The organism is Streptomyces sp. NPDC040545 (assembly GCF_055595065.1).
Window position 1 is genome coordinate 297,607 of the sequence record NZ_JBVIWA010000004.1, and the last position, 9,771, is coordinate 307,377.

At 73.3% G+C, this 9,771-nt stretch carries 10 protein-coding genes; 3 read left to right on the forward strand and 7 right to left on the reverse strand.

Features of this window, described 5'->3' with window-relative positions; all coding sequences use genetic code 11:
* Positions 1-219: 219 nt before the first annotated feature.
* The 5 genes from ACZ573_RS11800 to ACZ573_RS11820 all read right to left on the reverse strand — a co-directional run bounded on the left by ACZ573_RS11800 (position 220) and on the right by ACZ573_RS11820 (position 6,487).
* Positions 220-1,398 (reverse strand): sensor histidine kinase, encoded by a 1,179-nt coding sequence (locus ACZ573_RS11800; RefSeq protein ID WP_471302673.1) that lies wholly within the window; start codon positions 1,396-1,398, stop codon positions 220-222.
* A gap of 76 nt (positions 1,399-1,474) precedes the next feature.
* A complete protein-coding gene (locus ACZ573_RS11805; protein ID WP_471302390.1) occupies positions 1,475-2,119 on the reverse strand; it encodes a hypothetical protein in 645 nt (214 codons plus the stop codon).
* Positions 2,120-2,172: 53 nt separating this feature from the next.
* Positions 2,173-4,038, reverse strand: a complete 1,866-nt coding sequence (locus ACZ573_RS11810; protein ID WP_471302393.1) for a phosphatidylglycerol lysyltransferase domain-containing protein — start codon at positions 4,036-4,038, stop codon at positions 2,173-2,175.
* Between the two features lie 83 nt (positions 4,039-4,121).
* Positions 4,122-5,186 (reverse strand): nicotinate-nucleotide--dimethylbenzimidazole phosphoribosyltransferase, encoded by a 1,065-nt coding sequence (cobT, locus tag ACZ573_RS11815; protein WP_471302396.1) that lies wholly within the window; start codon positions 5,184-5,186, stop codon positions 4,122-4,124.
* A 95-nt stretch (positions 5,187-5,281) separates the two neighbouring features.
* On the reverse strand, positions 5,282-6,487 hold the full coding sequence (locus ACZ573_RS11820; RefSeq protein WP_471302398.1) for a bifunctional adenosylcobinamide kinase/adenosylcobinamide-phosphate guanylyltransferase: 1,206 nt from the start codon (positions 6,485-6,487) through the stop codon (positions 5,282-5,284).
* 102 nt (positions 6,488-6,589) lie between these two features.
* Here ACZ573_RS11820 and ACZ573_RS11825 point away from each other — a divergent pair, with 102 nt between their 5' ends.
* Positions 6,590-6,802, forward strand: a complete 213-nt coding sequence (locus ACZ573_RS11825; RefSeq protein WP_030011614.1) for a hypothetical protein — start codon at positions 6,590-6,592, stop codon at positions 6,800-6,802.
* A gap of 73 nt (positions 6,803-6,875) precedes the next feature.
* Here ACZ573_RS11825 and ACZ573_RS11830 read toward each other — a convergent pair whose 3' ends face one another.
* The gene (locus tag ACZ573_RS11830) at positions 6,876-7,667 is read right to left on the reverse strand and encodes a class I SAM-dependent methyltransferase (RefSeq protein ID WP_471302401.1); all 792 of its coding nucleotides are present in this window, start codon (positions 7,665-7,667) and stop codon (positions 6,876-6,878) included.
* 17 nt (positions 7,668-7,684) lie between these two features.
* Positions 7,685-8,293: a DUF3043 domain-containing protein gene (locus ACZ573_RS11835; RefSeq protein WP_301371624.1), complete on the reverse strand. Its 609-nt coding sequence runs from the start codon at positions 8,291-8,293 to the stop codon at positions 7,685-7,687.
* 263 nt (positions 8,294-8,556) lie between these two features.
* Here ACZ573_RS11835 and ACZ573_RS11840 point away from each other — a divergent pair, with 263 nt between their 5' ends.
* Both ACZ573_RS11840 and pspAA read left to right on the forward strand, forming a co-directional pair.
* Positions 8,557-9,351, forward strand: a complete 795-nt coding sequence (locus tag ACZ573_RS11840) for a PspA/IM30 family protein (protein ID WP_301371625.1) — start codon at positions 8,557-8,559, stop codon at positions 9,349-9,351.
* A 13-nt stretch (positions 9,352-9,364) separates the two neighbouring features.
* Positions 9,365-9,643, forward strand: a complete 279-nt coding sequence (gene pspAA, locus ACZ573_RS11845; protein ID WP_301371626.1) for a PspA-associated protein PspAA — start codon at positions 9,365-9,367, stop codon at positions 9,641-9,643.
* The last annotated feature ends 128 nt before the right edge of the window (positions 9,644-9,771 follow it).

Consider the following 9,771-nt stretch of genomic DNA (forward strand, 5'->3'; position numbering starts at 1 on the left):
AGGTAAAAAAAAAAGACAGTGCGATCGGAATGCTGCGCCCCCCCCCCCCCCCCCCCCCTCCCCCCCCCTTCCCCCCCCCTTTTGTGTGGGGGGCTTCCCCCCCCCCCCCCCCCCCTGCCCGGCGGAGCCGGGTTTCCTGGGGCTCCGCCCCAGACCCCGCGTCTCAAACGCCGGCGGGGCTGGAATTGGCCGGGCCGAGGCCAGGCCGAGGGGAGACGGCTACCCCACGGGGAGGATGGCGTGGACGCGGTAGCCGCCGCCGTAGCGGGGGCCCGCGAAGCAGGAGCCGCCCAGGGCGCCGGTGCGCTCGCGCATGCCGAGGAGGCCGTGGCCGCCGCCCGGGTCGGCCGGTTCCGGGGCCGCGTCGGCCGCCTCACCGCCGTCGTCGAGGACGGTCACCTCCACCGACGGCCCGACCCCGACCACGCTGACCTCGGCCTTCGCCCCCGGGCCCGCGTGCTTGCGGACGTTCGTCAGCGCCTCCTGGATCACCCGGTACGCCGCCAGGTCCACGGCCGCCGGCAGCGGCCCCGCCGTCCCGTCCAGCTGGACGATGACCTCCACCGGCAGCCCGGCGTGCCGGAAGGTGTCCACCAGTTCGTCCAGGACGCCGAGCCCCGGCGCGGGCTCCGTCGGCGCCTCCGGGTCGCCGGACTGCCGCAGCAGCCCGACCGTGGCCCGCAGTTCGTTCAGCGCCGACCGGCTGGCGTCCCGTACGTGCGCCAGCGCCTCCTTGGCCTGGTCCGGGCGCTTGTCCATGACGTGCGCGGCCACTCCCGCCTGCACGTTGACCAGGGCGATGTGATGGGCCACGACGTCGTGCAGGTCCCGGGCGATCCGCAGCCGCTCCTCGGCGACCCGCCGCCTGGCCTCCTCGTCCCGGGTCCGCTCGGCGCGCTCGGCCCGTTCCCGGATGGCGTCGACGAAGGCCCGCCGGCTGCGTACGGCGTCCCCGGCGGCCGCGGCCATCCCGGTCCAGGCGAAGATCCCGATGTTCTCCTGGGCGTACCAGGGCAGCGGCCCGGCGAGCATGGCCACGCCCGTCAGCCCCGCCATGGTGAGCAGCCCGATCCGCCAGGTCGTCGGCCGGTCGGTGTGGGCGGCCACCGTGTACAGGGCGATCACCGCGCACATGGCGACGGGCGCCCGCGGCTCCCCGGTGGTGAGCTCCAGCAGGGACAGCCCGCAGGTCACGGCGAGCACGGCGCGCGGCTGGCGGCGCCGGAAGACCAGGGCGGCCGCGCCGAGCAGCATCAGCAGCAGCGAGAACGGCTCCGGGGTGCGCGTCCCGAAGGTGGGCCCGTGCGGCCCGTGCGGATCGGCGAACGAGCCGACGACCATGGCAAGGAACGCCCCGAACGCCAGCACGGCATCGGTGGCGAGCGGGTGGGCCCGCATCCACTGCCGGGTGGGGGCGAACCGCGCGAGGTCTGTCGTCACCCGGATACGGTACGGCCTCATCCGCCGGCGCCCCCTACGTCGGAGGGTGCGGCCCCAGCGGGACGCGGGAGCGCACCGGACCCCAGCGCGCCCGCATCACGCACACCGCCATGACGGCGGTGATGGCCGCCAGGTGCTCCTTGCCCGCCAGGTTGTCCTTGACCAGCACCTCGCCGATCATCACCAGGATCACCAGGGCGCCGGTCAGGTACGCCCGATACCGCCAGCAGACGTAGATGGCCAGCCCCACCACGGCCGCCGAGGGCCCGGTGTCGTTGACGATCCGGTCGGACACCGGCAGACCGAGGGGATGTTCCGGCCCGAGCGCGAGCCCGATCCGCGCGTACGTGGTCCCGGCGAGGGTGGCGACGTAGCCGATCAGCAGGGTGCGCCACCAGCCGATGCAGATCTCGGCGATGCCGAAGACGAGCAGGATCTGCGCGAGCGCCCCCCACACCGGCAGGTCCAGGGCGGGGACGAACAGCGACAGCGGGGTCCGCATGAGGGCCGCCCCGAGCGGATCGGCGGCCTTGACCGAACCGAGGTCCTGGACCGGCTGGAACCCCCAGGAAGTGTTCTGCACGATCTGGAAGACCGAGGTCAGACAGACCGCGCCGAGGGTCATCGGGATCGCCCGCCACCTGTCGTGGACGAGCGCGTCCCGGACGGTCCAGAACATGGGTCCCCACTCACGGCGGGCGAACCGCCGGAGTGAGGAGGTGTTCCACGCTGTCAACGGCGGGTCTCCAGGTGTCTGCGGTGCAGCCACTTCGGAAGGCCGGGGGCCTCCAGGAAGCCCTCGGCCCGGCCGGCCGCGACACCGATCCGCAGCAGGTCCGAACTCTTCTCGAAGAGCATGAACCGCGGTTCCCAGATCGGCCGGTATTTGGCGTTGGCCCGGTAGAGGGACTCGATCTGCCACCAGCGGGAGAAGAAGCTGAGCAGCGAGCGCCACATCCGCAGCACCGGACCGGCGCCGAGCCTGGACCCGCGCTCGAAGACGGACCGGAACATCGCGAAGTTGAGCGAGACCTGGGTGACCCCGATCTCCTTGGAGCGTTCGAGGAGTTCGATGACCATGAACTCCATCAGGCCGTTCTCGGAGTCCCGGTCACGGCGCATCAGGTCCAGCGACAGACCCTTGGGCCCCCACGGTACGAAGGACAGCACGGCCCGCAGGTCGCCGTTGCCGTCGGTGCACTCCAGCATCACGCACTGGCCGTCGGCGGGATCACCCAGCCGGCCCAGCGCCATGGAGAAACCGCGCTCGGTGGCGCCGTCGCGCCAGTCGTCGGCGCGGCGCACCAGCTCGGCCATCTCCTCGGCCGGGATGTCGTCGTGGCGGCGGATGCGGACCGTGTACCCGGCCCGCTTGACGCGGTTGAAGGCCTGCCGGACGGTCCGCATGGCGCGGCCCTCCAGGGTGAAATCGGCGGTCTCGACGATCGCCTCGTCACCGAGTTCGAGGGCGTCCAGGCCGTGCCGCGCGTAGATCTGCCCGGCCTCCTCGCTCGCCCCCATCACGGCCGGCACCCAGCCGTGCTCGCGGGCCTCGGCCAGCCACGGATCGATGGCGCCGGGCCAGGCTTCGGGGTCGCCGATCGGGTCGCCGGAGGCCAGGGAGACCCCGCCGACGACGCGGTAGGTGACGGCGGCCTTGCCGGTGGGGGACCAGATGACGGACTTCTCGCGGCGCAGCGCGAAGTAGCCGAGCGAGTCGCGGTCGCCCTGCCGGGCCAGCAGCGCCCGCAGCCGCTCCTCGTCCTCCTCGCTGATCGGGTCGACGGCGCGGCGCGAGCGGAAGGCGGCGAACAGCACGGCGAGCAGCAGCAGCATCGACATGACGTTGATGAACACGTCCACCCAGCCGGGCGTGATGATCGCCTCGGAGGCCCGCTCACCGGGCGTCAGGGTGATCAGCCGCATCACGCCGTACCACCAGCGCTCCGGGAAGGAGGCCTCGGCGCCGATCGGGGAGACGTTGGTGGCGCCGACGAGCAGGGCCGCGACCAGCGAGGTGAGCAGCAGGCCGACGGCGGCGACGGCGCTGGCGAGCGCCGGGTTGGAGCGGTCGCCCTTGGCGTAGAACTCGTGGCGGCCCAGCAGCAGGGCCGCCGTGAAGGCGGCGGTCAGGACCAGGGAGACCCAGTTCTGCGCGTGCTCGCGGATCTCCTCGTGCGTGGAGAGCGCGTTGGCGAGCAGCAGCGCCAGGAGGCCGCTGAGGACGAGGTTGAGGATCCAGGAGGCCCGCTTGCGGCGGCCGAGGGTGACGGCGAGCAGCAGCGTGAACAGCCCGGAGGCGAACCCCGCGGTGAGCATGTACGGGGTGTAGAAGTCCTCGATGTTGTGGCGCCTCAGGTCCTGCCCGAGCGAAACCCACACCGCGCTGAGGAAGTTGATGAAGGTGACGGCGCGCAGGTACCACACCGCGAACGCGGCGCCGTGCCGTGAACGGGCGCTCCCCCGGCCGGTCTCCCGGCCGCTCCCCGCCGCCCTGCCGGCGGGGTCGCCGCCGGTCTCTTTCCTGCCGGCTGACGGACCGGTCGCCGGTGCGGCGGTGCGGTCGGTCTCTGCGCTGGTCAAACGGACCTCTCCCATAAAAAGCGATCATATGGGGCGCAGCTGTCCGTGATTGCGCGGTCGGGGACCACGGCCTGGTCAGGACCGGGGGCCCCGGCGGCTCATTCCGTCGGCTCCTCCACCGCCCGCTCCGGGAGTTCCGCCGCGAGTGCGGCGGCCGCCTGGACGAGGGGGAGAGCCAGCAGTGCCCCGGTACCTTCACCTACTGTGACGCCGTGGTCGAGCACGGGGTTGAGCGCCATTCGGTCAAGTGCCTTCGCCTGGCCCGGCTCGCCGCTGGCCTGACCGGCCAGCCACCAGTCAGGAGCCCGGAACGCCGCCCGCTGCGCCACCAGCCCGCACGCGGCCGAAACGACACCGTCAAGGATGACGGGAGTACGGCGCACCGCGCACTGGAGGAGGAAACCGGTGATGGCGGCCACGTCCGCACCGCCGACCGCGGCCAGCAGCGCCACCTGGTCGCCCAGGACCGGGCGGGCCCGGCGCAGCGCGTCGCGGATCGCCGCGCACTTGCGCATCCAGGCCAGGTCGTCGATGGGCAGGCCGCCGCGGCCGGTGACCACCGAGGCGTCCGTTCCGCACAGGGCGGCGACGAGGGTCGCGGCGACGGTGGTCCCGCCCACGCTCAGGTCACCGAGGACGACCAGATCCGTCCCGGAGTCGGCCTCCTCGTCGGCGATCCGCATCCCGAGCCGCACGGCGGCCTCGGCCTCCTCGGCCGTCAGCGCGTCCTCGACGTCGATCCGGCCGCTGCCCCGCCGGATCCGGTGCCCTGCCACGTCCGCGGGGAGCAGCTCGGGATCGCAGTCGAGCCCGGCGTCGACGATCCGTATGGTGGCGCCGAACCGGCCGGCCAGGACGGCCACGGGGCTGGCCCCTTCGAGGACGGCCCGCACCAGTTCGTGGCCGGTGGACGCGGCCCGGGCGGAGACGCCCTCGGCGGCGATCCCGTGGTCGGCGGCGAACAGCACCACGCGCGGGCGCTCGATCGGTTTGACCGGAACCTGACCCTGCGCGGCGGCGAGCCACTCGGCGAGCTCGTCGAGCCGGCCCAGCGCGCCCGGCGGGACGGCGAGGCGCTCACGGCGTTCCTCGGCGTCACGCCGGACGCCCCCGTCGGGGCGCTCGATCAGATCGGAGAAGTCGTCGAGATTCAGCGTGCTCATCTGCCAGAGAGTACAGCCGGTAAGGCCCTCCCTCAGGCCTTCGGCGACGGGCTGTCGGACACCTCGTCACCGAGTCGCTCCGCTGCCTTCCCGAGCTATTCCCTGAGTACGGTCACCAGGCCCGCGACGACGAGAAGCACGTGCTCGCACTCGCCCGCGACGGCTGCGTTCAGCCGGCCCAGCTCGTCGCGGAAGCGGCGGCCCGACGCGGTCGCCGGGACGACGCCCGAGCCGACCTCGTTGCTGACCAGCACCACCCGACGGCGGGTCGCGCGTACGGCCGCCACCAGCTCGGCGGTCCGCCCGGCGAGCTGCTGCTGCCCGTCCTTGGCCCACACGGCGTCGTCCCACGCCCCGGCCCGGTCCATCGCGTCCGTCAGCCACAGCGCCAGGCAGTCGATCAGCAGCGGCGGGCCGTCGGCGGCCAGCAGCGGAACCAGCTCGCACGTCTCCACCGTCCGCCAGCTCCCCGGCCGGCGCTCCCGGTGCAGGCCGACCCGCTGGGCCCATTCGGCGTCGCCGTCCCGGGTGCCGCCGGTGGCCACGTAGACCACCTCCGGGAAGGACTCCAGCCGCCGCTCCGCCTCCACGGACTTGCCGGAGCGCGCCCCGCCCAGCACCAGGGTGCGGCGCGGCAGGTCCGGCACCGCGTGGTACTCCCCGACGATCACGGTCGTCCCGTCCGGCACCGCCCGGGCCCCGGCCGCCGCGCACCGGCGTTCCAGTTCCCGGCCCGGCGGGGTGTCGTGGTCCAGGTGGACGGCGATCACGTCCGTCGCCGGGCCGACGGCGCCGCTCGCCCGCAGCCGCGCCAGCGCCTCGGGCCGGCCCAGCACGTCCATGAGGACCATGTCGTACGGGCGCCGCCCGGCCTGGTCGGCGATCCCGGCCGGGGCCCCGCCCGGCGGCAGGTACAGCAGCCGGGCGCCGTCCGGGCCCGTCACCTCGTACCCGGTGCCCGGCGCGTCCATCGGGACCGCCCGCACCCGGTGCCCGGAGATCACCGCGAGCTCCCGCCCGTCCGGTACCCGCCCGGCGGCCGGCAGCCCGGGCGGCAGCTCGACCGCGGGCCCGTCGTGCGGGTGGGTCAGCAGCACCTGCCGCACACCGGCCAGCGAATGCCCGGCCCGGGCGCCCGCCAGCACCGCCCCGGGAGTCAGGTCCAGCAGCAGTGCCCCGTCGACGAGGACGGCGGTGGCGGCGCGGGAGCGCGAGCCGACGGAGACGGCGCAGGCCGCACAGGGGCAGCCCGGGCGGGGCAGGCCCTCGGGTGTTCCGGTGCCGAGCAGAGTGAGTTCCACAGGATGATCCTCCCGCGTCGCCGAGACTGCTGCGCGCCCGGTTACTCTGCGGGCACACTCAGGCTAGGAAGCGTGCGAAGCGTGCGAGCAACGGAGGCGGACATGGCGTGGACGTGGCGGTTCGAGACGGCCGACGGTACCGAGACGAGCCCGTCGGTGGTACCCGAGGAGTTCACCACGCAGGGGGACGCGGAGTCCTGGATCGGGGAGTACTGGAAGGACCTGCTGGAAGGCGGCGTCGAGCAGGTGAAGCTGTCCGACGACGGCGGGACCGAGCTCTACACCATGAGCCTGCGCGCCGCCCTGGACGCGTAGCCGTTCCGCAGGCACGAGAACGGCGGAGCCGCCGGGTGCGTGACCCGGCGGCTCCGCCGTTCTGTCTTCGGGGCTAGCCCCGTACCCCGCACAGGTGCAGCAGCGCCGCCACACCCCGGTAGGGGTCGGTCCGCCCGGCGCGGTCCTCGGCGGCCAGCAGCCGCTCCAGCTCCTCGTCGGGGGGCAGGATCTCGCCCGCCTCGGTGCCGTCGGTGAAGACGCGGACGCCGTACCAGGACTGCAGCGGCGCACCGATCCCCGACAGGGTCGCGGTCAGTCCGGCCAGCCGGTCCGCGCGGACGTCCAGGCCCAGCCGGTTCGTGTAGTCGGTGGAGTCGAACGCGGCCAGCGCGCCCTTCCAGTCGCCGTCCAGGCCCGGCCGCATGGCGAGCGCGTCGCCGTTGCGCACCAGCAGGGACAGCAGTCCGCCCGGGGCCAGCATCCGGGCCAGCCCGGCCAGCATGGCGTCCGGTTCGGGCACGTACATCAGCACCCCGTGGCACAGCACCACGTCGAAGCTGCCGGGCAGGAAGTGGGCCCCGGTCTCGCGGCCGTCGCCCTCCAGGAGGCTGACGCGGTCGCGGATCCCCTCGGGTTCCGCGGCCAGCGCCTCACGGGCGACGGCCAGCATGCCCGCGTCCTGCTCCAGGCCCGTCACCTTGTGCCCGGCGCGGGCCAGCCGCAGTGCCTGCGTGCCCTGGCCCATGCCGACGTCGAGCACGCGCAGCCGCTGCCCGACCGGGAAGCGCTGCGCGATCTGCTCGTCGACCTGCCGGCCCACGAGCTCTTGCCGGACGGCGTTGCGCAGCCCGCCCAGGCCTTCGAGCCAGAGCCGGGCGCCTTCCGCGAAGCCTTCCCCCGACATGCCGGGCGTCGCTCGGCTCAGGGCCGTTCTCCTCGCTTGACCTGCGGCTTCGGGAGACGGAGCCGGCGCATCTGGAGGGTGCGCATGAGGCCGTAGGCGATGGCGCCGCGGCGGGGCTCGTCAGGGAAGCGCGTGACCAGGGCCTTGCGGAGGCGGAAGACCAGGCCGATGGAGTCGAGCAGGATCAGGACGATCACGACGAGCCACAGCGTCAGCGCGATGGTCTGGATCGAGGGCTGGCGCACCATGCTCAGCACCAGGATGACCACTGCCAGGGGCAGGAACATCTCGGCGACCGAGTAGCGGGAGTCCACGTAGTCGCGGACGAAGCGGCGGACGGGGCCCTTGTCACGGGTGGGCAGGTAACGCTCGTCGCCGTTGGCCAGCGCTTCGCGCTGCTTGGCCATCTCGGTACGGCGGCGCTCACGGGCTCGCTTGGCATCCTCCTTGCGGTTGCCGGTCGAGGCCACCACGGCCTTGCGCTGCGACTGGGCCACAGCACGCTTCGGCGTAGGGCGGCCCTTCGGGGCCTGCGGGTCACGGGGCTGCGAGAGGTCGGCGCTCACCTTGTCGGTGGCGGCGGCCTTCTCTTCCTTGGAGGAGCGGCTACCAAACACAAAACCCAAGCGTACGTGGTTGCGGGCATGGGCCCCACCCCGCTGGGGAACGATCCGGCAACGGCGGGCGTCCTTCCCCTTGCACGGTGCGTGCGGTGGGCCCGCTCTCCTGGGATCACCTACTCCTTGCGCCTGATGGGGCGCGGGCGTAGTCGTCCTGGAGGAGGAGCGCATCCGTACTCGAACAGTGCAGTAATGGAGACAGGGCCCGTACTGTGGGTTCTGTCGGTGACCTGGAGCACAGTCCGTCTAGAAGGGGGCGCGCGAAGCCCATGAGCGGTGTCATGAAGCGTATGGGGATGATCTTCCGCGCGAAGGCGAACAAGGCCCTTGACCGGGCCGAGGACCCGCGCGAGACCCTCGACTACTCGTACCAGAAGCAGCTGGAGCTGCTGCAGAAGGTGCGCCGCGGGGTCGCCGACGTGGCGACCTCCCGCAAGCGCCTGGAGCTGCAGCTCAACCAGCTCCAGGGACAGTCCGCCAAGCTGGAGGACCAGGGCCGCAAGGCCCTCGCCCTGGGCCGCGAGGACCTGGCCCGTGAGGCCCTGTCCCGGCGCGCCTCGCTCCAGCAGCAGGTCAGCGACCTGGAGGTGCAGCACCAGACCCTGCAGGGCGAGGAGGAGAAGCTGACCCTCGCCGCCCAGCGGCTCCAGGCCAAGGTGGACGCCTTCCGTACGAAGAAGGAGACCATCAAGGCCACCTACACGGCGGCCCAGGCGCAGACCCGGATCGCGGAGTCCTTCTCCGGCATCTCCGAGGAGATGAGCGACGTCGGCCTGGCCATCCAGCGGGCCGAGGACAAGACCGCCCAGCTGCAGGCCCGCGCCGGTGCGATCGACGAGCTGCTGGCCTCCGGCGCGCTCGACGACCAGAGCGGCCTCGGCTCCAAGGACGACATCCAGGCCGAGCTGGACCGCCTCTCGGGCGGTACGGACGTGGAGCTGGAGCTCCAGCGCATGAAGGCCGAGCTGGCGGGCGGCCCGTCCGCCCAGCAGCAGGCCATCGAGGGCGGCGCGCAGGGCAACGGCCAGCAGCCGCAGACCCCGCACCGGTTCGACAAGCAGTAGGAGTGGGCCCGTCATGATTGTCCGCATCATGGGGGAAGGGCAGGTGGAAGTGGCCGACAGCCACTTCCCCGAGCTCAACAAGCTGGACGACGAACTGCTCGCGGAGATGGAGAGCGGCGACGAGGAGGGCTTCCGGCGGACGCTGGGCGCACTGCTGGACGCCGTACGGAGGCTCGGCACGCCGCTCCCGGACGACGCGCTGGAGCCGTCCGAGCTGATCCTCCCCGGTGACGACGCCGCCCTGGACGAGGTCAGGGAGATGCTCAGCGACGACGGCCTGATCCCGGGCTGACCCCGGGCCGGGTACACCGACGGCACGGCGGGGGGGGGGGGGGGGGGGGGGGGGGGGGGGGGGGGGGGGGGGGGGGGGGGGGGGGGGGGGTGGGGGGGGGGGGGGGGGGGGGGGTGGGGGGGGGGGTA

Excerpts from the sequence above, each read along its gene's own strand:
- ACZ573_RS11800 (WP_471302673.1), bottom strand. The coding sequence starts at position 1,398 with ATGCGGGCCCACCCGCTCGCCACCGATGCCGTGCTGGCGTTCGGGGCG.
- ACZ573_RS11805 (WP_471302390.1), bottom strand. The coding sequence starts at position 2,119 with ATGTTCTGGACCGTCCGGGACGCGCTCGTCCACGACAGGTGGCGGGCG.
- ACZ573_RS11810 (WP_471302393.1), bottom strand. The coding sequence starts at position 4,038 with ATGGGAGAGGTCCGTTTGACCAGCGCAGAGACCGACCGCACCGCCGCA.
- cobT (WP_471302396.1), bottom strand. The coding sequence starts at position 5,186 with ATGAGCACGCTGAATCTCGACGACTTCTCCGATCTGATCGAGCGCCCC.
- ACZ573_RS11825 (WP_030011614.1), top strand. The coding sequence starts at position 6,590 with ATGGCGTGGACGTGGCGGTTCGAGACGGCCGACGGTACCGAGACGAGC.
- ACZ573_RS11830 (WP_471302401.1), bottom strand. The coding sequence starts at position 7,667 with ATGTCGGGGGAAGGCTTCGCGGAAGGCGCCCGGCTCTGGCTCGAAGGC.
- ACZ573_RS11840 (WP_301371625.1), top strand. The coding sequence starts at position 8,557 with ATGAGCGGTGTCATGAAGCGTATGGGGATGATCTTCCGCGCGAAGGCG.
- pspAA (WP_301371626.1), top strand. The coding sequence starts at position 9,365 with ATGATTGTCCGCATCATGGGGGAAGGGCAGGTGGAAGTGGCCGACAGC.